18 protein-coding genes are annotated in these 22,710 nt (G+C 61.5%); 15 read left to right on the plus strand and 3 right to left on the minus strand.

Annotated elements, in window-relative coordinates:
- Positions 1 to 18 precede the first annotated feature (18 nt).
- Positions 19 to 621 carry a thiamine phosphate synthase gene (locus KEC16_RS13635; protein WP_211549835.1) on the plus strand — a complete coding sequence of 201 codons (603 nt, stop codon included), beginning with the start codon at positions 19 to 21 and terminating at the stop codon, positions 619 to 621.
- Positions 622 to 680: 59 nt separating this feature from the next.
- On the opposite strand, the gene KEC16_RS13640 is transcribed toward KEC16_RS13635, so the two are convergent.
- The 3 genes from KEC16_RS13640 to KEC16_RS13650 form a co-directional block, all read right to left on the minus strand.
- Complete coding sequence (locus KEC16_RS13640; RefSeq protein WP_211549837.1) at positions 681 to 1,835, minus strand: porin; 1,155 nt, start codon at positions 1,833 to 1,835, stop codon at positions 681 to 683.
- A gap of 235 nt (positions 1,836 to 2,070) precedes the next feature.
- The gene (locus tag KEC16_RS13645) at positions 2,071 to 3,234 is read right to left on the minus strand and encodes a porin (protein ID WP_211549839.1); all 1,164 of its coding nucleotides are present in this window, start codon (positions 3,232 to 3,234) and stop codon (positions 2,071 to 2,073) included.
- A 214-nt stretch (positions 3,235 to 3,448) separates the two neighbouring features.
- Complete coding sequence (locus tag KEC16_RS13650; protein WP_211549841.1) at positions 3,449 to 5,329, minus strand: tetratricopeptide repeat protein; 1,881 nt, start codon at positions 5,327 to 5,329, stop codon at positions 3,449 to 3,451.
- A gap of 152 nt (positions 5,330 to 5,481) precedes the next feature.
- Here KEC16_RS13650 and KEC16_RS13655 point away from each other — a divergent pair, with 152 nt between their 5' ends.
- From KEC16_RS13655 to KEC16_RS13720, 14 genes are all read left to right on the plus strand, one after another.
- Complete coding sequence (locus KEC16_RS13655) at positions 5,482 to 6,171, plus strand: glycosyltransferase family protein (RefSeq protein WP_211549842.1); 690 nt, start codon at positions 5,482 to 5,484, stop codon at positions 6,169 to 6,171.
- Positions 6,172 to 6,320: 149 nt separating this feature from the next.
- Entirely contained in the window at positions 6,321 to 6,848 is a 528-nt protein-coding gene (locus KEC16_RS13660) for a DUF3576 domain-containing protein (RefSeq protein WP_211549844.1), read from the plus strand.
- A gap of 58 nt (positions 6,849 to 6,906) precedes the next feature.
- Positions 6,907 to 9,483 carry a leucine--tRNA ligase gene (gene leuS / locus KEC16_RS13665; protein ID WP_211549846.1) on the plus strand — a complete coding sequence of 859 codons (2,577 nt, stop codon included), beginning with the start codon at positions 6,907 to 6,909 and terminating at the stop codon, positions 9,481 to 9,483.
- The gene (gene lptE, locus KEC16_RS13670; RefSeq protein ID WP_211549848.1) at positions 9,470 to 10,000 is read left to right on the plus strand and encodes an LPS assembly lipoprotein LptE; all 531 of its coding nucleotides are present in this window, start codon (positions 9,470 to 9,472) and stop codon (positions 9,998 to 10,000) included. The genes leuS and lptE overlap by 14 nt, the downstream gene beginning before the upstream one ends.
- Positions 9,997 to 11,022, plus strand: coding sequence for a DNA polymerase III subunit delta (gene holA, locus KEC16_RS13675; protein WP_211549850.1), 1,026 nt, complete (start codon positions 9,997 to 9,999; stop codon positions 11,020 to 11,022). The genes lptE and holA overlap by 4 nt, the downstream gene beginning before the upstream one ends.
- Before the next feature lie 85 nt (positions 11,023 to 11,107).
- The gene (locus tag KEC16_RS13680; RefSeq protein ID WP_211549852.1) at positions 11,108 to 15,895 is read left to right on the plus strand and encodes an NAD-glutamate dehydrogenase; all 4,788 of its coding nucleotides are present in this window, start codon (positions 11,108 to 11,110) and stop codon (positions 15,893 to 15,895) included.
- Between the two features lie 74 nt (positions 15,896 to 15,969).
- Positions 15,970 to 16,539 (plus strand): D-sedoheptulose 7-phosphate isomerase, encoded by a 570-nt coding sequence (locus KEC16_RS13685; protein ID WP_428846061.1) that lies wholly within the window; start codon positions 15,970 to 15,972, stop codon positions 16,537 to 16,539.
- 55 nt (positions 16,540 to 16,594) lie between these two features.
- Positions 16,595 to 17,032 carry an SxtJ family membrane protein gene (locus KEC16_RS13690; protein ID WP_211549856.1) on the plus strand — a complete coding sequence of 146 codons (438 nt, stop codon included), beginning with the start codon at positions 16,595 to 16,597 and terminating at the stop codon, positions 17,030 to 17,032.
- A 12-nt stretch (positions 17,033 to 17,044) separates the two neighbouring features.
- On the plus strand, positions 17,045 to 17,194 hold the full coding sequence (locus KEC16_RS13695; protein ID WP_211549858.1) for a DUF5989 family protein: 150 nt from the start codon (positions 17,045 to 17,047) through the stop codon (positions 17,192 to 17,194).
- Between the two features lie 12 nt (positions 17,195 to 17,206).
- Positions 17,207 to 19,048, plus strand: a complete 1,842-nt coding sequence (locus tag KEC16_RS13700) for a carbamoyltransferase family protein (protein WP_211549860.1) — start codon at positions 17,207 to 17,209, stop codon at positions 19,046 to 19,048.
- Between the two features lie 38 nt (positions 19,049 to 19,086).
- A complete protein-coding gene (locus KEC16_RS13705; RefSeq protein WP_211549862.1) occupies positions 19,087 to 19,860 on the plus strand; it encodes a class I SAM-dependent methyltransferase in 774 nt (257 codons plus the stop codon).
- A complete protein-coding gene (locus KEC16_RS13710; protein ID WP_211549864.1) occupies positions 19,857 to 20,408 on the plus strand; it encodes a class I SAM-dependent methyltransferase in 552 nt (183 codons plus the stop codon). Before KEC16_RS13705 ends, KEC16_RS13710 begins: the two co-directional genes overlap by 4 nt.
- Positions 20,405 to 21,667 (plus strand): DegT/DnrJ/EryC1/StrS family aminotransferase, encoded by a 1,263-nt coding sequence (locus KEC16_RS13715; protein ID WP_211549866.1) that lies wholly within the window; start codon positions 20,405 to 20,407, stop codon positions 21,665 to 21,667. Before KEC16_RS13710 ends, KEC16_RS13715 begins: the two co-directional genes overlap by 4 nt.
- Positions 21,668 to 21,670: 3 nt before the next feature.
- Positions 21,671 to 22,642 (plus strand): glycosyltransferase family 2 protein, encoded by a 972-nt coding sequence (locus tag KEC16_RS13720; protein ID WP_211549869.1) that lies wholly within the window; start codon positions 21,671 to 21,673, stop codon positions 22,640 to 22,642.
- The last annotated feature ends 68 nt before the right edge of the window (positions 22,643 to 22,710 follow it).

Here is a 22,710-nt window from a genome sequence, read left to right on the forward strand (position 1 = left end):
TCCTGTACACTGACGGCCATGACCCTAGCAGAGCCCATCTCCCGACTCAATTCGTCCGCCGGCCGGATTCCACGTCTGTTCCTGCTCACCGACGACCACCGCCTGCCCGACCCCCTGCCGGCCATCAGCCGGTTGCCCGTCGGCAGCGGCGTGATCTTTCGCCATTATGATGATCCGCGACGGTGCGGTTTGGCGCGGCAGGTGGCGCGGCTGTGCCGGCAACGACGGCTTTGCCTGCTGGTGGCCAATGATTGGCGGCTGGCGGCGCGAATTGGCGCCGATGGGATTTATTTGGCCGAAGGCCTTGCCCGATCCGGCCGGGCTTCCCCATGCCGGTTATGGTTGAAACGCCGGGGCGGGATCTTGGGCATGGCCGCCCATTCGCCCGTGGCGGTGGCTTGGGCCAAAACCATGATGGCTGATTTTTGTGTGTTATCGCAGGTTTTCGCCAGCGGCTCCCATCCTGGCCAAAGCGGCATCGGGCCGCTGCGCTTTGCCCTGTGGGCGCGCCAGCATGACATTGCCGTTATTGCCCTGGGGGGCCTTAATCGCCAAAGCTGGCGCCGCATCCCCCCCGGCTGCGCCCATGGCTGGGCCGCCATCAGTGGTCTTTCCCGATAAAACATGAAAAAGGGCGGCATTGCTGCCGCCCTTTCCCCAACGCAATCTCTGTAGTTCGATTAGAACTGCAGCGACAGACCGGTCATGACCGACCAACCTTCGTTGTTGTCGATGGCGGCACTGCCTTCGTCGGCGTATTCGGCATGGCCAACGGTGGCCAGCAGATCGACGCCGGCGCCCATGTTGTACTTGCCCGACATCTGGTAGACGGTGAATTCGTCTTCACCGGCGGCGACGGTGCCTTCGGCGACCGAGTTGAAGTAGGTCACGCTGACGGCGTACGGGCCGGTCTCGTACTGCAGACCGATATCCCAGGCGTAACCGTCGGAACCAGCGAAACTGCCGGGGGTCGCGCCCAGGTTCTGCTTGATATTACGATAGGAGCCGCCCAGGGTGAAGCCGGCATAGGACAGCTGGGTGCCGAAAGCCAGTTCCTGCGAACGATCCGTGGCAACATCGACGTCATAAGTGACGTAGCCGGCCGAAGCCTTGACGCCAAGACCGCCAAAGGTGTTGGCGTACATGGCGGCAACGCCGTAGATTTCGGCAGCGGCGCTGTTGGTCGAACCACCGGAACCATAAACGTTCTGGTTGTCTTCGCTGACGTTCGGAACATAGGAACCGCCAACAGTGAAGCCGTAGAAGGTCGGCGACACATAGGTGATCTTGTCGGCTTCGGCGTCGGTGTCGATCTCGGTGGTCACCTTGGCGGTAACGTTGGCCGGACGCGCAATGGCCAGACCACCGGTCAGGATACCGTCGGCGCCGGTGTTGCCGGCGGCGTCGGGGGCCATGGTGTGCATCAGCACGGTGCCGTTGGATTCGGTGCCGACGATGACCTTACCGAAACCACCCGAGATATAGACATACGACTTGTCGATGATGTCCGAGCTGGTGGCGGCCGAGGCGGAGGTGTTGGTGTCGGTCTGGCCACCGGCTTCCAGTTCCATGTGGACGCCGACTTCCAGGCCGTTGTCCAGCTTGGTCGAGCCGTCGAACCAGATTTCGTTGTCGCCCTTGACGTCAACGGTATTGGCCGAGCCAGCGCCCTTGCCGAAAGCGGCTTCGTAGTTGTCATCCTGCCAAGCGCCGACAACCCACCACTTGGAATAGCCGCCCAGGCTCAGCTTGATCTTCTCGGAAGCGGAAGCCGAACCGGCGGTGATCATGCCGGCGGCGACCAGCGCGGTGCTGGCAACGAGAATCTTTTTCATGTGTGTCCCTCAATCTTTCAGTATGACCAGAATGTAAGCAGCGCCTCAGCCGCCTAATTTCAAGGCATGCTATTGCAGCGCACCGAAACGGTCAATTGACGGATCGCGCTTGAATCGCAGTTGCCGGCGGATGTGGCAAAACTGCAACATTTGTATCCGCACGCAAAAAGGCCCCCACCTTGCGGCAGGGGCCTTTCGCAAACGGGACGGGCGAACCCGCCCCGGATCGCGGCAATTAGAACTGCAGCGACAGACCGGTCATGACGGTCCAGCCTTCGTTGTGGTTCACGTCGCCACCCGAAACGCTGGCTTCTTCGCCGTCATATTCGATGTGACCAACCGAGGCCAGCAGATCGACGCCGGCGCCCATGTTGTACTTGCCCGACAGCTGGTAAGCGGTGACTTCGTCTTCACCGTTAACAGTGGCCGAACCCTGAACCTTGGAGTTGAAGTAAGCCAGCGACACGGCATACGGGCCGGTGGCGTACTGCAGACCAACGTCCCAACCGTAACCGGTGTTGGTAACGCTCTGGTTCTGAGCGGCGTTTTCCGACTGGTTGCGGTACGAACCACCCAGGGTGAAGCCGGCATAGGACAGCTGGGTGCCGAAAGCCAGTTCCTGCGAACGGTCGGTAGCGGCGGCAACGTCATAGGTGACGTAGCCGGCCGAGACCTTGACGCCAACGCCACCGAAGGTGTTGGCGTACAGAGCGCCGACGCCGTAGATCTCGGAAGCGGCGCTGAAGCTCGAGCCGCCGGAGCCATAGACGTTCTGGTTGTCTTCGCTGGTGTTCGGGACGTAGGAAGCGCCCAGGGTCAAGCCGTAGAAGGCCGGAGCGACATAGGTGATCTTGTCGGCGTCGCCGTCGGTCAGGATGGCGGTGGTGTTGCCGCCGCGCAGGGTGGTGACCGAAGCCGGACGGGCGATGGCCTGGTTGCCCATCATCACGCCGCCTTCGTTCCAGTTGCCAGCGGCATCCGGAGCGGTGACGTGCAGCAGGTAGGTGCCGTTGTTTTCGGTGCCGACGATGACCTTACCGAAGCCGCCCGAAACCCAGACATAGGATTCGTCGATGACGTCGGCGGTGCCATAGGCGGTGTTGCTGTCGGAGCGGCCGCCGGTGCGCAGCTGCATGTCGATGCCGACCTGCAGGCCGTTGTCCAGGGTGGTCGAGCCACCGAACCAGACTTCGTTTTCGCCCTGGACGTCAACGTTGTTGGCCGAGCCCGAACCAGCGCCGAAGGCGGCTTCGTAACCGCTGTCCTGCCAAGCGCCGACAACCCACCACTTGGAATAGCCGCCCAGGTTCAGCTTGATCTTTTCCGAAGCGGAAGCCGAACCGGCGGTGATCATGCCGGCGGCGACCAGCGCGGTGCTGGCGATAAGAATCTTCTTCATGGTAACTCCTCTCTAGGGATACGCGGAACCGGCCTGAACCGGCCATGGCGTTCCGTATGAACGAACATGACGGATAGGGCCACGCCACCCCCCCGACCGTCAAGCGCAACCAAACGCGCCTGTGTCGTTCCCTCCCCACTGTGCCATGAATGCAACACTTTTGTTCGCAGCTGCGAATATAGCAAGGACTTCACGCTCATCCCGCCCCGCCTGATCAGGGAAAAGCTGCGGCCCGGACCGCATCCAACACATCATCCCAGCCATCCTGCGTCGATTGGCGATACAGACGGTGGTTGGCATACCAGCGGCACGAGGAACCCGCGACGCCGTAATACCATAACCGGCCACGGGCCTTGGGCAGCAGCACATGGGTTTGCACCCCCAACGCCCCAGCGAAATGAACCGTGGTGTTGCTGGTGGTGATGACCTTGTCCATGGCCGCGACCAAAGCGGCGAAGCCGTCCAGATCGTTCATGATGTCGATCCCGACGGCCCGCAGCACCCGCACCCCGGTCGCCGCCTCGGCGGCGGCCAGATCGGCGTCGATATCGCCATATTGCAGCGCGACGAAACTGACATCGGGAACGGACAGGATGGCTTTCCATTGATCCAACGACAGCGTTTTGTTCTTACCGTAATTGACCGCATTGGATCGCCACGACAAACCAATCAGCGGCTTGCCGCCGCCTTGGTCCTGCAACTGCCGCCGCAACCGGGCCACCTTGTCGTCCTCGGCGCGCAGATACCCGGAACGGCCGTCCTGGCGGGGAACATGCAAAAACAATTCGCCCAGCGACATTTGCACGACTTGCGCATCCAGACAGGCCGGATCGGGCGGGTCCTGACGCGTTACCACCGTCGCGGTAGGGAAGGACCGGCGCAGCAAATCCCGAAGCCGCTCATCACATTCGATGATCACCTCCATCCCCGCCGCCAGCAGATCGGGGACCAGGGACAGCCACAGCACTTCGTCACCCACCCCCTGTTCGCCCCACAACAACAGCTTGTGGCCAGGCCGGCACACGCCATCCCATGTCGGCTGCGGGAAAGGCCGCCGCTGGCGCTGATTTTCCGCCCGGAATCGCCACACCCAATGCGGGGCCGCCTGCTGGAACCGCCCTAAAGCTGCTTCCAGCAGGGCCAATTCCATGCGCGACGCCACCCAATCGGGTGCAATCTGCAAGGCTTCGTGCAGCAAAGCCCGCGCCGCGCCGAAAGCGTCGGCAGCGGCATGAATACGCGCCAGCCCGGTCAACGCCTTGGGATTGGAGCGGTTTTGTCCCAACACCTGATCATACAGTTCCGCCGCTTGGTCATTGCGGCCAAGATCGGCAAGCACGCTGGCCAGCGACAGCAAGACTTGGCCATTGCCGGGATGAGCCGCCAGGACTTGGCCGAGCAACCGCTCCGCTTCCTCTGGATTACCCAGTTTCTGCTCCGCATTGGCCAGGGCCATCCAGGCGACCAGATGATGCGGAACCTTGGCCAGGACCTGTTGCGCCAGTGCCTTGCCGGCGGCCGGATCGCCATCCTCGGCCTCCAGCATCGCCAGATTGGCCACGGGATCGGGCATGCCCGGCGTTCGCCGCACGGCTTCGGCCAAGGTTTCGCGCGCCGAATCGGTCTGACCGGCGCGAGCCAAGACCGACCCCAGATTGGACAAAATGCGCGGATGACCCGCCGCCAGGGAAAGTGCGTGACGGAACGCGGAAATGGCGTCGTCGAACCGGTTGACCTCCACCAACACATTGCCCAAGCCATCCCAGGCATCGGCATCGCCCGGCATCAGCCGGGTTGCGTCCTGAAACGCTTTGATCGCCTCATCCTTGCGTCCCCAGGACAATAAAGCTTGGCCAAGATCGGTCAGCACGCCGGGCGGCGGCGGCCGCATTTCCGCCGCCTTACGCAAGTACTTCACTGCGGCGGCGAAATCCCCGGCATGAAACGCCACCACCCCTGCCAGATGATTAAGACCAGGATTGCGCGGTTGCTGCGCCAGGGCTTGGCGGGACAATTTGGCCGCTAACGGCAAATCTCCCCGCTGAAGCGCCGCATGCGCCTGACCGGCGAGAAGCTGAAGAGAAGGCGGAGCCATGAAGTCCTCGGGAGATAAGCCTGGGTGGGGGCACGGTAGCCACACAGGCACATCCCGGCAAGCCCTTCGCTCTGCGCGCAATTGGACTTGTGCCACCCTTGGCGGTGGCGTTAGATGACGCCCATAGCCATAGTCTTTTCGGGGGAAATCCCATGCTGCGCATCTTCATCGGCTTCGACCCACATGAAGCGGTCGCCTTTAACGTCTTGCAATATTCCATCTTGCGTCGGACGTCGGCCCCGACCGCGGTCATCCCCCTGGCCTTGAACCAATTGGGCGGAAAGATGTGGCGCGAACGGAACCCCCTGCAATCCACCGATTTCTCGTTTTCCCGCTTCCTCACCCCGCATCTGTCCGGCTATGAAGGTTGGTCCCTGTTCATCGATTGCGACATGCTGGTGCTGGATGACGTCGCCAGCCTGTTCGCCCTGGCCGATGACAAATATGCGGTCCAGGTGATCAAGCACGACCACCGCCCGGTCGAGGACGAAAAATTCCTCGGCGCCGTGCAGACCAAGTATGAAAAGAAGAACTGGTCCAGCGTCGTCCTGTTCAACAACGCCAAATGCACGGCGTTGACGCCCGAATACGTCAACAGCGCGTCGGGGCTGGACCTGCACCAGTTCAAGTGGCTGGGAGACGATTCCTTGATCGGCGAGTTGCCCCATCGCTGGGGCCATCTGGTCGATTACGACCCCGAGGTGCCGGTCGATCAGCTGTCCCTGATCCACTACACCACCGGCGGCCCCTATTTCGACGATTACCGCGAGTGTGGCTATGCCGATCTGTGGAACAGCGAACGCGATGCCATGCTGGCCTGTTCGCAGCGGACCAAGGCCTAGCTTTTAAAAGGCGGCTTGCCGTGTTTTAAAAAAGGCGGCTTGCCGCGTTTTAAAAAAGGCGGCTTGCCGCCGGGGCCGCCAAAGGTGCATTCTGCCGAAACGCGTCGGGCGTTCCGGCGACATGCGGGCAAGACAGGGTATTATCGACGATGAAGACTTTCCGCTTGGCTGGCTCGGCCGTAGCCTTGGCGTTCTCCTTGGTTGCCTTGGGCGCCTGCGACAATTCGCAAGCCGTCTTCCCGACCCGTGGCAAAGGTGACACCTCGCCGCGGATGAGCAACGAAAAGCGCGAAACCATTTTTGGCCCCGAAGGCATGTTCGGCGACAAGAAAAAAGGCGAAGGCGCCGGCGAAGGCATTGGCGTCAATTCCTTCTTGTGGCGCGCCTCGCTTGATACCTTGGGTTTCATGCCCATCGCCTCGGCCGATCCGTTTGGCGGCACCATCATCACCGATTGGTACCAATTGCCGGAAACGCCGAACGAGCGCTTTAAACTGAATGTCTTCATCCTTGACCGGGCATTGCGCGCCGACGGCGTCAAGGTGTCGGTCTTCAAGCAAGGTCGCGATTCCATGGGCCAGTGGGTCGATGTCCGGGTCGAACCCAAGATGGCCACCGATCTGGAAAACGCCATTCTGACCCGCGCCCGGCAGCTGCGCATCGTTTCCACCGAATAGGCGGGCGCTTCGCCCCTCTTCGTCATTTCCCCTTTCAGCAAGGTACAGGCCGGCCGCCATGTCGCGCACCGACGAGCGTTATAACGTCAAGGAAACCGAAACCAAGTGGCAGCAGGAATGGGATCGCCGCGATTCCTTTGTCGCCACCGTCGATTCCTCGCGCCCTAAATATTACGTCCTTGAGATGTTTCCGTATCCGTCGGGCCGCATCCACATGGGCCACGTGCGCAATTACGCCTTGGGCGACGTCGTCGCCCGCTACAAGCGCGCCCGTGGCTTTAACGTCTTGCACCCCATGGGCTGGGATGCCTTTGGCTTGCCGGCGGAAAATGCCGCCATCGAACGCGGCGTTCATCCGGCCAAGTGGACGCGGGAAAACATCGCCGCCATGCGCGAACAGCTCAAATCCATGGGCTTGTCCTATGATTGGGGCCGCGAACTGGCCACCTGCGAGCCGGAATATTACCGCCACGAACAAAAGATGTTTTTGGATTTCCTCAAGGCCGGACTGGTCTATCGCAAGGAATCCTGGGTCAATTGGGACCCGGTGGAAAACACCGTCCTCGCCAACGAACAAGTCATCGACGGCCGTGGCTGGCGCTCCGGCGCCCTGGTGGAAAAGCGGCTGCTGTCGCAATGGTTCCTCAAGATCACCGCCTTTGCCGATGAGTTGCTTGATAGCCTGAAGACCTTGGACCGCTGGCCCGACCGCGTTCGCATCATGCAGGAAAACTGGATCGGCCGTTCCGAAGGGGCGCGGCTGACCTGGAACCTCAAGGGGCGCGGCGACCAACTCGAGATTTTCACCACCCGTCCCGACACCTTGTTCGGCGCCGCCTTTTTGGCCATTTCGCCCAACCATCCGTTGGCCGGCGAATTGGCCGCCGGCAATCCGGCCCTGGCCGAATTCATCGCCGAATGCAACCGCATGGGCACCTCGGAAGCGGTGGTCGAGGCGGCGGAAAAGAAGGGCATGGATACCGGAATCAAGGCCCTGCACCCGTTGGTGCCGGGCTGGGAATTGCCGGTTTACGTCGCCAATTTCGTGCTGATGGAATATGGCTCGGGCGCCATTTTCGGCTGCCCCGCCCACGACCAGCGCGATCTGGATTTCGCCCGCAAATACAATCTGTCGGTCAAGCCGGTGGTGCTGCCCGAAGGCGCCGATCCCGCCACCTTCCAGATCGGTGACGAGGCTTATAGCGGCGACGGCACACTGTTCAATTCCGGCTTCCTTGACGGCCTGGACGTGGTCACCGCCAAGGCCCGCGCCAATGACCGCATCGAGACTGACGGCCTGGGCGAACGCACCGTCAACTGGCGCCTGCGCGACTGGGGCGTCTCGCGCCAGCGTTATTGGGGCTGCCCGATCCCGATCATCCATTGCGACAGCTGCGGCCCGGTTCCGGTCCCCGAAGCCGATTTGCCGGTGCGCCTGCCCGAGGATGTCAGCTTCGACAAGCCCGGCAATCCGCTGGCCCACCACCCGACCTGGAAAGACGTCGCCTGTCCGTGCTGCGGCAAGCCGGCACGGCGCGAAACCGACACTTTCGATACCTTCTTCGAATCGTCGTGGTATTTCGCCCGCTATTGTTCGCCCACCCGCGACGACGTCGCTTTCGACCGCGCCGCCGCCGATTACTGGATGGCGGTGGATCAGTATATCGGCGGCATCGAACATGCCGTGCTGCATCTGCTGTATTCGCGCTTTTTCACCCGCGCGCTCAAGGCCTGCGGCTATCTGGGGGTGTCCGAACCCTTCGCCGGCCTGCTGACCCAAGGCATGGTCTGCCACGAGACCTATAAGGATGAAGCCGGCGCTTGGCTGTACCCGGACGAGGTGATCAAGGCCGAAGCCGGTGGTTTGATCCACGCCCAGACCGGCAAGCCGGTCAGCTTGGGCCGCTCGGAAAAGATGTCCAAATCCAAGCGCAACGTCGTCGATCCCGCCCATATCATCGCCACCTATGGCGCCGACACCGCCCGCTTGTTCATGCTGTCCGACAGCCCGCCGGAACGCGATCTGGAATGGACCGAGGCCGGTATCGACGGCGCTTGGCGTTATGTCAACCGCCTGTGGCGCCTGACCATCATCGCCGCCGACACCCTGCCGCCGCCCGGTAGCGTCATGCCGGAACTGGGCGATGCCGCCACCAAATTGCGGCGCATGACCCACAAGACCATCGCCGCCGTCGCCGAGGATTTGGATCGTTTCCACTTCAACAAGGCGGTCGCCCGCATCCGCGAACTGACCAATGCGCTGGGTGATTTCAAGCCCGCCGCCGCTGGCGATTATTGGGTCCTGCGCCAGGGGCTGGAAGCCGCCGCCTTGCTGATTTCGCCGATGATGCCGCATCTGGCGGAAGAAATGTGGGCGGAACTGGGCCACAGCGTCCCGGTGGTGGACACCGCTTGGCCGCTGGCCGATTCCAGCCTGCTGGTCGAGGATTCGGTGACCATCGCCGTCCAGGTCAACGGCAAGCTGCGCGCCACCATCGAACTGCCCAAGGATTGCGACGCCACACTGGCCGAGCAAACGGCGCTTGCGCAGGACGCGGTAATCACGGCAATGTCTGGCAAAGCACCGCGCAAGGTGGTGGTGGTACCGAACCGGATCGTCAATGTGGTGGTCTAAAGTCGCTCTGATGGTGGGATTGCTGGCGCTGGGCCCAATGGGCTGCGGCTTCACCCCCATGTATGCCAAGAACCAATCCCAAGCCAACCCGGTGGTGGCCGAACTGGCGGGCATTCGGGTCGCCGGGATCGAGGACCGATCCGGTCAAATCCTGCGCAACGCCTTGGTCCAGCGCATCACCCCCTTGGGGGAGCCGGCGCACAGTACCCACAGCCTGAATGTCAAACTGACCACGAGCCAAGAAAACTTGGCCGAGCGCAATGACGGCAAGGCCTCTCTCGGCCGTCTGTTCATCACCGCCACCTTCCAGTTGGTCGATTACCAAAGCGAGAAGCCGGTATTTTCCAGCAGTAGCCGCTCCGTCGTCAGCTATCGTCTGCTGGGACCACGTTACGGCAGCACGGCGGTGGAACGCGATGCCGAGCAACGGGCGCTGACCGATCTGGCCGAAGACATCCGCGCCCAGGTGGCGGCCTATTTCGCCAATGGCAAACGGCCCAGCGGAACCATTCCGTGAAACTCTCCGGCCAAAAAGCCGAAGCCTTTTTACGCGCTCCCGACCCCGCCATGCGGGCCATCTTGGTGTTCGGACCCGATAATGGCTTGGTGCGCGAGCGTGCGGTCAAGCTGGCCAAAACCGTCCTTTCCGATCTCAACGACCCGTTCCGCGTCGCCGAGCTGACCCCCGCGGCATTGAAAGATGATCCCGCCCGCCTGGCCGACGAGGCCGCCGCCATGGCCTTGACCGGTGGACGCCGGGTGGTGATGCTGCGCGATGGCGGCGACACCGTGTCGTCTTTGTTCCAAAGCTTCCTTGCCAATCCCGTCGGCGATGCCCTGGTGGTGGTCGAAGCGGGGGAATTGGGGCCACGCTCAAGTCTGCGTAAGCTGTTCGAAGGCGCCAGCAATGCCGCCGCCCTGGCCTGCTATGGCGACGAAGGCGCCAGCCTGCAACAGGTCATCGCCGAAGAGCTGAAAACCAATCAGCTCACCGCCGAACCCGAGGCCATGGCCTTTCTGATGGATCATCTGGGCGGCGATCGCCGGTTGACCCGGTCGGAATTGCAAAAGCTGGCCCTGTACATGGGCGCCCCTGGCCGCGTCAGCCTGGACGACGCGCTCGCCTGTATCGGCGACACCGCCGCCCTGTCCATGGACGATCTGGCCATGGCCACCGCCGAAGGCGACCACGCCACCGCCCAGCGGGTGCTGGACCGCCTGTTCCGTGAAAGCACCCATGCGGTGGCGGTGTTGCGCGCCTTGTCGCGGCATTTTCAGCGCTTGCATTTGGCTGCCGGCATCATGGCCCAGGGCAAATCAAGCGAACAGGCGATGAATGCGCTTAAGCCCCCGGTCATCTTCAAGGCCGTTGATCGTTTCCGCCGCCAACTTTCCCGCTGGCCGGCCGATCGCGTCGGCCAAGCCCTGGAACGGCTGATCGAAGCCGAAACCGAGTGCAAGACCACCGGCATGCCGGCCGAGGAAATCTGCTCGCGCGCCATCATGCAATTATGTCGGGCGGCAGGACGGCCAAAATAAGCGCCGTCCCCTGTTGAAACGCTCCGTCAAAAGCCACCTAATGGGTTAACGGCAAATCCGAATGCCCAATCAAGGGGATGGCGTCATGAACCACAGCAGCGATTTCTTGCGGGCCAATTTGGCCAACGACGTCACCGCCATCATCCACCAGCATCTTAAGGATGAGCGCGTCCCCCAAGCCGAAATCGTCGCCGCCGCCTTGCTGGCCGGATTGCCCGGCGCCGATCTCGACACCATCGACCCGCACCAATTTTTCGCCATCGCCATTGGCCTGCTGGGCTTCATGAAACAGCGCGTTCCCGGACAGGTTTGCGTGCGCATGTTCAATCCCGACCTGGAAGCCGACGGCTGGACATCGTCCCATTCGGTCATCGAGATCGTCAACGACGACATGCCCTTCCTGCTGGATTCGGTGGCCATGCGGCTGTCGTCCTTGGGTCTGAGCATCCACCAGTTGATGCACCCCATCCTGCCGGTCGATCGCGCCACCGACGGCAGCTTGACGGCAATGGGAGGCAGCCTGAACGAATCGGTCATGCATATCCAGGTGGACCGCCAGGAAAGCCATGCCCATGCCGGGATTTGCACCCAGCTCAGCACGGTCTTGGCCGAGGTCCGCGCCGCCGTCAACGACTGGCACGGCATCCGCGATCGCATTCAAAACGTGGCGGCGGAATTACCCCATAATTGCGGCAGCGCCGCCGCCGAGGATGTCAACGAAAGCGTCGCCTTTCTCCAATGGCTGCACGACAACCATTTTACCTTGCTCGGCTATCGCCGCTTCACTTTGTCCGGCCCGGCCGAGGCCCCCATGGTCGCGGCGGAAAGCGGCGAAAGCCTGGGTATCTTGCGCAATAGTCAAATGATGGTGTTCGACGACGCCATGGCGCTGGCGGCCATGCCCGACGAAGTCCGCGCTTTCGTCAACGCTCCCGGCTTGCTGCTGGTGACAAAGTCGGTCAACCCATCGCATGTGCACCGCCCGGCCCACATGGATGTCATCGGCGTCAAATATTGCGATGCCAATGGCCGGGTGACGGCCTTGCACGCCTTTATCGGCTTGTTCACCTCGGCCGCCTATACCCGCAATCCGGACAGCATTCCGTTGTTGCGGCAAAAGGTTGCCCGCGTCGAAGCTCGCGCCGCCTTTCCCCGCCATAGCCACGACGCCAAGGCGTTGGCCAATATCTTGGAAACCTATCCGCGCGACGAATTATTCCAGATTTCCGAGGATTTACTGTTCCGGATTTCCTTGGGCATCTTGCGCATTCAAGACCGTCCACGCGTCGCCTTATTCGTCCGCCACGACGATTTTTCCCGCTTTGCCTCGTGTCTGGTCTATCTGCCGCGCGACCGTTACGACACCCCCATGCGCCTGGCGGTGACCCGCATTTTGGAACAGGCCTATGACGGCAGCCTGGACGCTTATTATACCCAGGTATCCGATGGTCCGCTGGCCCGTCTGCATCTGATCATCCGCACCCATCCCGGCACCTCGCCCCATCCCGACCAAAGCGAGCTGGAAAACCGCATCGCCATCACCACCCGGTCATGGTCGGATCACCTGCAAGAAGCCTTGGTTCACAGTCACGGCGAGGGACGCGGCTTGACCCTGGCGCGGCGCTGGCGCGATGGCTTTCCCGCCGCCTATCGCGAGCGCCAGATGCCGCTGGCCGCCTTGGGCGATGTCGAGCGGCTGGAACGGGTGGCCGCGGGCGAAGACATCGCCTTGAACCTGTACCGCCCGGTAGAGGCCCCCGCCCATGAAGCCCGGCTGAAATTGCTGCGCCGGGGCGACACGGTGGCGCTGTCGGATATCCTGCCCATTCTGGAAGCCATGGGCCTGCGGGTGATCACCGAAGTCCCCCATGAAATCCGCGCCGCCGATCTGGACCAGTCGTTCTGGCTGCACGATTTCCAGGTCCAATCGGCCAATGGCGCCGCCATCGATATCGGCGACCGCGCCAGCCTGTTCGAAAAGACCTTGACCGCCATCTGGCGCGGCGCCGCCGAAAGCGACGGCTTCAACCGGCTGGTGCTGATGGCCGGTCTTGACTGGACCGAAGTGGTCATCGTCCGCGCTTATGCCAAATATCTGCGCCAAGCCGGCTCGCCGCTGTCGCAAAGCTATGTGGAACGCGCCCTTTACGACAACCCGGAACAAACGGCGACGTTGGTCGCCTGGTTCAAGGCGTTGTTCGATCCCACCCATTTATCCGGTGATGCCGGCATCATCGAGGCCCAAACCACTGCCCTGTTGGATCGGGTCGATAGCGCCGATGACGACCGCATCTTGCGTCGTTTCTTCAACCTGATCTCGGCCACCTTGCGCACCAACTGGTTCCAAGGACTGGACTATCTGTCGTTGAAGCTGGATTCGACCCTGATCGACGATCTGCCGCTGCCCCGGCCCAAGGTGGAGATCTTCGTCTATAGCCCCCGAGTCGAAGCCGTGCATCTGCGCGGCGGCAAGGTGGCGCGCGGCGGCATCCGCTGGTCGGATCGCCGCGACGATTTCCGCACCGAGATTTTGGGCCTGATGAAGGCGCAAATGGTCAAGAACGCGGTCATCGTGCCGGTGGGAGCCAAAGGCGGTTTCGTCGTCAAGCAACCGCCGGCCGAAGGGGGGCGCGAGGCCCTGCTGGCCGAAGGCATCGCCTGCTATCAGACCATGATGCGCGGCCTGCTGGATCTGACCGATAATCTTCGCGCCGGCGCCGTGGTCCCCCCCGCCGGCATCGTCCGCCGCGACGGCGACGATCCTTATCTGGTGGTCGCCGCCGACAAGGGCACCGCCAGCTTTTCCGATATCGCCAATGCCTTGTCGCTGGAATACGGGTTCTGGCTGGGCGACGCCTTTGCCTCTGGCGGTTCAAAGGGCTACGACCACAAGGCCATGGGCATTACCGCGCGCGGCGCCTGGGAAGCGGTGAAACGGCACTTCCGCGACAGCGGAATCGATATACAGACCACCGCTTTCACCGCCATCGGCATCGGCGACATGTCAGGCGACGTCTTCGGCAACGGCATGCTGTGTTCGCCCCATACCCGGTTGGTCGCCGCCTTCAACCATTCTCATATCTTCCTTGACCCCAATCCCGACGCCGCCCTTTCCTTTAGCGAACGCCAGCGCCTGTTCAAGGCGGTAAAGGGCTGGGGGGATTACGACGCCACGCTGATTTCAGCCGGTGGCGGGGTGTTTTCACGCGCGGCCAAAACCATTGCCATTTCCGCCGAAATGGCCGAACGCTTCGCCATCCCCCAAACGGTTCTGACCCCCAATGCCCTGATCCGGGTCCTGCTGACCGCCGCGGTCGATCTGCTGTTCTTTGGCGGCATCGGCAGCTACATCAAGGCCCATGACGAAAGTCACACCGAGGTGGGCGATCGCGCCAACGAGGCCATCCGCGTCGATGGCCGCCACATCCGCGCCAAGGTGATCGGCGAGGGCGCCAATCTGGGCATCACCCAGCGCGGGCGGGTGGAAATGGCCTTGGCCGGGATTAGGCTCAATACCGACGCCATCGACAATTCCGCCGGCGTCGATACCTCGGATCACGAGGTCAACATCAAGATCTTGCTGAACGAAATCGTCGCCGCCGGCGATCTGACCGGCAAACAGCGCGATGACGTGTTGGCTTCGATGACCGACGACGTCGCCGCGCTGGTGCTGCGCGATAATTACCTGCAAACCCAAGCCTTGTCGGTGATGGAAGCCGGCGGCGCCGAGTTTTTGGATGGTCACGCCCGGTTCATGCGTCTGCTGGAAAAGGCCGGGCGGTTGGATCGCACCATCGAGTTTCTGCCCACCGACGATATCTTGCTGGAACGCGCCGCCCATCGACGCGGCCTGACCCGGCCGGAACTGTCGGTGCTGCTGGCCTATGCCAAGATCTGGCTGCACGACGCGGTCATCGCCTCGGACCTGCCCGATGATCCGTTCATGGCCGCCGATCTGATCCGGTATTTCCCCACGGCCGTGCAAGACCGCTTTGCCGCGCAAATCGGCTGTCACCGATTGCGGCGCGAAATCGTCGCCACCGCCATCACCAATTCCATGATCAACCGGGTCGGGATCGGCTTCGTACTCGACATGATGGATCGCACCGGTTTTGGCCCCGCCGATATTGCCCGCGCCTATGTCGTCGCCCGCGACACCTACGGCTTGCGTTCGTTGTGGCAGGCGGTGGAAGCCCTGGATGGATCGGTTCCGGCATCGGTGCAAATCACCTTGCTGACCGAGGCCAACCGATTGCTGGAACGCACCACCGGCTGGGTCCTGCGCTCCGTCGCCTCTCCCATGGACATGGGCGCGGCCATCGCCAGCCTGGCCCCCGGAATCGCCGCCCTGGAACAGGCGGACACCGCCATCTTGCCAACCGAACTGGCCGAAGCCATGGCCGCCCGTGCGCAAGAATACGTCGCCCAAGGCGCCCCGGTCGATTTATCCACCAAGATCGGCGGGCTGATCATGCTGGCTTCGGCCGCCGATATCGTCCGTCTGGCCGATGTGCATCATTTGCCGGTAGCGGTGGTCGGGCAGCTTTACTTCCTGGTCGGCCATCGCTTTGGTCTGGGCTGGTTGCGGTCTTCGGCGCAAAAGCTAAGCGCCAACGGCCATTGGCAGAAACTGGCCATCAATGCCGCCACCGAGGATCTGCACGCCCTGCAACGAGCGATCACCCATTCGGTTCTCACCGCGTCACCGGATTTACCCCCGGATCAAGCGCTGGAACAATGGCGTGAAAGCCGTCACGACGATATCGCCCGCGCCGATTCCCTGGTGGCGGAACTGCGCGCGGCACCGCACTTGGATCTGTCCATGCTGGTGGTCGCCAACCGCCACCTGAAAAGTCTCGCCGATGGAGGTTGAACGGCGAAGACGGTTGCATTAGGTAAGGAGGCGACTTTCGGGGACGGAGATGACCCATGGACCCGCGCCAATTCCTGGCCGATCAATTCATCGAGCATGAACAGACCGTTGCCGCCAGCAAAGACAGCGTCGGCCCCGCCTTCGTCACTCTTGCCGAGGCCTGCACCCGATCGCTCAATCAGGGCGGCAAGATCGTGTTTTTCGGTAATGGCGGCTCCGCCGCTGATGCCCAGCACTTGGCGGCCGAACTGGTGGTCCGCTATCGCACCAACGGTCGTGCCCTGGCAGCCTTGGCGTTGACCACCGACACCTCGATCCTGACCGCGTGCTCCAACGATTTTTCCTATGACGATATCTTCGCCCGCCAGATCGAAGCCTTGCTGCGCCCCGGCGACGTCGCCCTCGGCATCAGCACCTCGGGAAACAGCCCCAATGTGTTGAAGGCCCTGGAAGCGGCCCGCGGCCTTGGCGGTATCGCCGCCGGCCTATCCGGGCGCGATGGCGGCAAGATGGTCGGTCTGTGCGATCCCCTGATCGTGGTGCCATCGACGGTCACCGCCCGCATTCAGGAAATGCATATCCTGATCGGCCACGCCCTGTGTGACGTTTTGGAACAGCGCTTGCGTCCGGGGGTTAGCGTTTGAAGCATTTCCTTCCCCATGCTATGAGAGCCGAGGTTTTTACGATGGCGCGACGGGCATGAGCAACAAATCCTCTCCGGTTCTGGAAACCCAAGGCCATTCCGCGCCGGCGCAGATGGGATCGGAACGTTCGTTCGGCTTCATTTTCACCGCCGTTTTCGCCATTATTGGCCTGTGGCCGCTGAAAAGCGGCGGTGATATCCGGCTGTGGGCCTTGGCCGTTGCCGTGCTTTTTCTGATCGTCGCCCTGGCCCGACCGGCATTGCTTAAGCCGCTGAACTTGATTTGGTTCAAGTTTGGCCTGCTGCTGCATTCAATCATGACGCCGCTGATCATGGGCCTGCTGTTCTTTCTGACCGTCACCCCGGTCGGCCTGCTGATGCGCGCCACCGGCAAGGACCCCATGCGGCTCAAGCGCGACGCAAGCGCCGCCAGCTATTGGATCCCCCGTGATCCGCCCGGTCCCAAGCCGGATTCCATGAAGACTCAATTCTAATAAGGTGTGACCATGGCGTTCCTGCTTGAATTGTGGGCTTTCCTGCGTGCGCGCAAGAAATATTGGCTGCTGCCCATCTTGGTCATGATGGTGCTGTTCGGTGGCCTGATCATCCTCAGCCAAGGCTCGGCGGTGGCACCGTTCATCTACACGCTGTTCTAAAAGGGGTTGCGGGTGAAGATTCTTGGCCTTTCCGCGCTGTATCACGACAGTGCCGCCGCTTTGATCGAGGACGGCCGCATCATTGCCGCCGCCCAAGAAGAGCGCTTCACCCGCAAAAAACACGATGCGGCCTTTCCCAAGCTGGCCATCGAATATTGCTTGGCTGAGGCTGGAATCGGCCTGAACGATATCGACTTCGTCGTCTTTTATGACAAGCCATTCCTGAAATTCGAACGGCTGCTGGAAACCTATCTGTCCTTCGCCCCTCGGGGCTTTTCCTCGTTCAAGACCGCCATTCCGGTGTGGCTGAAGGAAAAGCTGTTCCAAAAGGATCTGTTGGCGAAGGAATTCAAGAAATTCGCCACGGATTTCGACTGGATGGGCAAGATGTTGTTCGCCGAACACCATCTGTCGCACGCCGCCTCGGCCTTTTTCCCGTCACCGTTCGAGGATGCCGCCGTACTGACCATGGACGGCGTCGGCGAGTGGACCACCACCTCTTTGGCCATGGGCGCGGGCAATTCCCTGGAAATCCATAAGGAATTGCATTTCCCCCATTCCCTCGGCCTGCTTTATTCCGCCGCCACCTATTACACCGGCTTCAAGGTCAATTCCGGCGAATACAAGGTGATGGGGCTGGCGCCCTATGGCGAGCCGAAATACGCCGCCCTTATCTTGGACAAGGTTGTCGATGTCAAAGCCGATGGCTCGTTCCACCTGGACCAGAGCTACTTTGATTATTGTACCGGCCTGACCATGACCAACGACAAATTCGCATCGTTGTTCGGTCAACCAGTGCGTCAGGCCGATAAGGACCCGCTGACCCAGTTCCACATGGACATGGCGGCGTCGATCCAAGCGGTCACCGAGCATATCGTGCTAAAACTGGCCCGGTCCATCCGGGCTGAAACCGGGGCCAAGAATCTGTGTCTTGCCGGCGGCGTGGCCCTGAACTGTGTCGCCAACGGCAAGATTTTGCGCGAAGGCATCTTCGACAATATCTGGATTCAGCCGGCGGCCGGCGATGCCGGTGGCGCCCTGGGGGCGGCCCTGGCCGGCTATCACATTCACAAGGGCCAACCGCGCAGCGTGACCGGCGGCGGCAAGGACGCCATGAAGGGATCGTATCTCGGTCCGGTATGGCAACAAGACGATATCGAGACCCGCTTGAAAGCTGCCGGTGCCGTTTTCACCGTGCTGTCGGATGACGACCTGATCGAACAAACCGCCCAGGCCCTGGCGGACGAAAAAGCCGTCGGCTGGATGCAGGGCCGGATGGAATTCGGCCCGCGCGCCCTGGGCGGACGTTCGATCCTGGGTGACCCCCGTTCACCAAGCATGCAAAAAATGCTGAACCTCAAGGTCAAGTACCGCGAAAGCTTCCGCCCCTTCGCCCCCTCGGTGCTGCGTGAAGACGTGGCGGAATGGTTCGAAATCGACGGCGATTCACCTTACATGCTGCTGGTCGCCCCGGTGGCCGAACAACACCGTCGGGCCATGACCGAGGAAGAAAACGCCCTGTTCGGCATCGACAAGCTGAACGTGCCGCGCTCCACCCTGCCGGCCATCACCCATGTGGATTATTCCGCCCGCATCCAGACCGTGCACGCCGACACCAATCCGCGCTATCACGCGCTGATTTCGGCCTTCAAGGGCAAAACCGGCTGCCCGGTGGTGGTCAACACCAGCTTCAATGTCCGCGGCGAGCCCATTGTCTGCACCCCTGAAGACGCCTTCCGCTGCTTCATGGGCAGCGAAATCGAGGTGCTGACCGTCGGCAATTGCTTCCTGAAAAAGGAAGACCAGGATCCAGCCCTGAAGCTGGATTACAAGAACGCCTTCGAACTGGATTGAGCGGCAATGACGGTAGGAATCCAGCCAGGACAGAGGCCTTGACCGACCCATTGAGCACACAGAGAGCTTATTACAACGCAATCGCTGGCGAATATGATTCCAGCTATTCCAGCCCCTACGCCCTGCTGTATCGCAAGGAGTTGTTCGCGGATATCCTGAAGGGTGTAGCACTCGGCGGGATCCGCGTGCTCGATATGGCCTGTGGCGGCGGACAGAATTCGCTCTTTTTCAAGGAACATGAGGCCGAAGTGGTCGGGCTGGACATCTCGGACGCCCAATGCGCCATCTTCCGGCGTCGGTTCACTGATTCCGCCGTGGTCACCGGATCGATGACCGCCATGGGATTCGCCGATGCCAGCTTCGACATGGTCGTCACCGAATCGTTGCACCACAGCCACCCTCATTTGGATCAGTGCCTAGCCGAAGTGCACCGGGTATTGAAGCCCGGCGGACGCTTCCTGTTGTGGGAGCCTGAATGCGGCTCGGCTTTCGACCGCGCCCGCAAGCTGTGGTACCGACTGGACCCGCAATATTTCCAGGACAACGAAGCCTCGATCGATATCGACCTTGTGCTGAAAGCATTCGAGGGAAAAGCGGTGGTTGACCGGCTGCAATACGGCGGCAACCTGGCACATCTGTTTGTACTCAGCTCCATGCATTTCAGGATTCCACCAGCTGCAGTCAAGTATTACGCTCGTCCGTTGATGGCGATGGAAAACATGTTGAACAAGCTCAACTCACGCCTTTTTTCCATGTGGGTGCTCTGCGTTCTAAGAAAGGAAGCGTCATTGAACACAGACGGCACGTCGTGAACGGGGTATTTTCACCGCTTCTGGCCCGTATCCGCATCGACACGGTGCGTCCCCATCTGCAAGGACGGGTGCTGGACTTTGGCTGCGGGCGAGGCCGTTTGTGCGACCTAGTGCCGGCAGAGCGCTTCGTCGGCCTGGACGCCGACCCGACCGCCTTGGCCGAGGCACGGCGCCTGCATCCGGGATATACCTTCCTGCACGCCGACCAGTTGGACGGCCAAAGCGGTTTCGACACCATCATCGCCATGGCGGTAATCGGCTATGTGGCCGATTTGCCTGGGCTGCTGTCCCGCTTCGCCGCCCGGCTCAACCCCGGCGGGCGGATCGTGGTCACCTCACCCATGCCGCAGGCCGACCTACTGCACCGCATGGGGGCGCGCCTGGGGATATTCGGGGCGGACACCTATGACCGCAACCTTGGCCTGCCCGATCGCGCCCGCATAGAAAGCGCCGCCGCGCTGGCCGGCCTGAAACTGGCTCACTATTCTCGCTTCATGCTGGGGCACAACCAAATCGTCAGTTTGGTGCCGAAGGAATCCGGCAGATGACCGCTTGGCCGCGTTTCAAGTTCTATGGCACCCCCGACATTTTCATGGCGGCGGCGCGGGACGTCCTGGCGGGACGGGTGCATGACGGCGACGACGTGGCCCGGCTTGAAAACGAAGTCTGCCGTATGACCGGACGCCGTCATGCGGTGGCGGTACCGCAGGCACGGGTCGGGTTATATCTGGTGATCAGGGAAATCCTGGCCCGCACTCAACGGCGCAAGGTGATTCTGTCGCCCTACACCATATATGACGTCGTCAACATGGTCGTCTGCGCCGGCGGCACACCGGTCTTCGCCGATGTCGATCCACGCTCGGGCAACCTGGACCCCATCACACTGCCCCCCTTACTCGACGACGATACTGCGGCAGTAATCGTCACCCACCTTCATGGCATGTTGGCCGACTTGTCGGCGATTTCCGCCCTGTGCGATACCCATGGTTCGGTGCTGATCGAAGATGTCGCCCAAGCCTTCGGCGGGCGCTGGCACGGACGGATGGCAGGGGCGGTGGGCCAAGTGGGCATCTTCAGTTTCGGCAGGGCCAAGAACGTCAACTGCTTCTTCGGCGGCATGGTGATTACCGACGATGATACGCTGGCCACCACCATCCGCACCGCCATCCGCCAATGGCCCGAGGTGGCCACCGCAGTGCTGGCCAAGCGAGTCATCCATTGCGCCATCATTGCCATGGCGGTGTCTCGTCTCGTGTTCCCATGGCTGACCCGGCACCTTTTCCGTCGGCTTGCTTTGGTGGGTGAACGTACGGGTGCCGCCCTTTTCTCCACCGAACGCAATCCGATCGTCCGCCACACCCTCCCCGTCGCTTGGCATTGCCGCCTTACTCCCATGCAGGCCCGTATCGCCCTGACTCAGTTGTCGGGGATCAGCACGCAACAGGAACAGCGTCTGGCCTTGGCCCGCATCTACGCCGACGGCTTGCGCGGGATTCCTGAAATCACCCATCCTGAAAGCCTACCCGGAGCCGAGGACATTTTCCTGGGCTACGCCATCCAGGTGCCGGACCGCCTAGCCTGCCAGGAACATCTTCTGTGGTCTGGATTGGACGTGGTCATCCAGCACATCGGCAATTGCGCCGATTATGACGTCTTCGCCCCCTTCCAACGCCATTGCCCCCAAACACGCCACGTGGCAGACTCTGTCCTGATCCTGCCGACCTATCCGGGATATCCCCATGCGCAAGCGAAAAATATCGTATGCGCACTTCGGTCGTATTTCGCGCAACAGCCAGAAAATCAGTGACAAATGAAAGCCATGGACGCCAAACATCCACAAGCTGACGAACCGGAACAGCATTCGACCGCATGCAAACCGTTCCAGCTCTTCGTGGTGGTTCCGGCCTATAACGAGGAATCCTCCATCGCGGCGGTGATAAGCGGTCTGCGTTCCATTGCCGATACCATCGGCGGCTTGGGCGGCAGCCTTCACATTTTATTGGTCAACGACGGTTCGAAAGACCGCACGGTGGCCGAGGCGGAAAAAGCCGGCGTCGATGGACTGGTTTCCCACCGGATCAATCAGGGACTGGGAGCGGCGGTGCGTACCGGTATCAACGAGGCCATCGCAAGGGGAGCGGACATCGTCGTCAAGTTCGACGCTGACCTGCAGCATGACCCCACCGACATTCCCGCCCTTATCTCTCCCATCCTGGAGGACCGGGCTGACTTGGTTTATGGTCATCGGCACAACCGCATCGCGTACCGCATGCCCTTGATCCGCAGATTGGGGAACAAGTTCTTCAATGCATTGATGGGCTTCCTGACCAAACAGGAGGTCACCGATGGACAGCCGGGGATCATCGCCCTGGGCGCCGCCTATCTCAGCAAGTTCCATATTCCCGGAAACTACAATTATTCCCAGCAAATTCTGTTAGACGCCTATTTCAACGGCATGCGATTCACCCAGGTCGATGTGTCGTTCCGGCCGCGTACCACCGGTCAGTCCTTTATTTCCTTGCGCTATCCGATCATCGCCATCAGTCAAATTCTGATCATCCTGGCAATGTTCGCCCCCATGCGAATTTTTGGCCGGTTCGGACTGATTTGTACGTTGATCGGCGGCGTACTCTTCATCATCCAAATAGCGATGTATTTTCTGGGCATCACCGATAAACCGGTGACCAACGTCAATCTGGTGTTCGGGCTGGTCATGTTGGGGATGCAGTCACTCTCCTTCGGCATCATCGCCGAACTGATCCGCCAGCAGAAGCGGCCCTAGCCGTCGTGGCGGCCCCAGGAGCGCGAATCCGCATCGCGATCATCGGCTCGGGTGCCGCCGCCGCGGGC

It is taken from the genome of Magnetospirillum sulfuroxidans (assembly GCF_018224925.1).
In the GTDB taxonomy this organism is placed as follows: Bacteria; Pseudomonadota; Alphaproteobacteria; order Rhodospirillales; family Magnetospirillaceae; genus Magnetospirillum; species Magnetospirillum sulfuroxidans.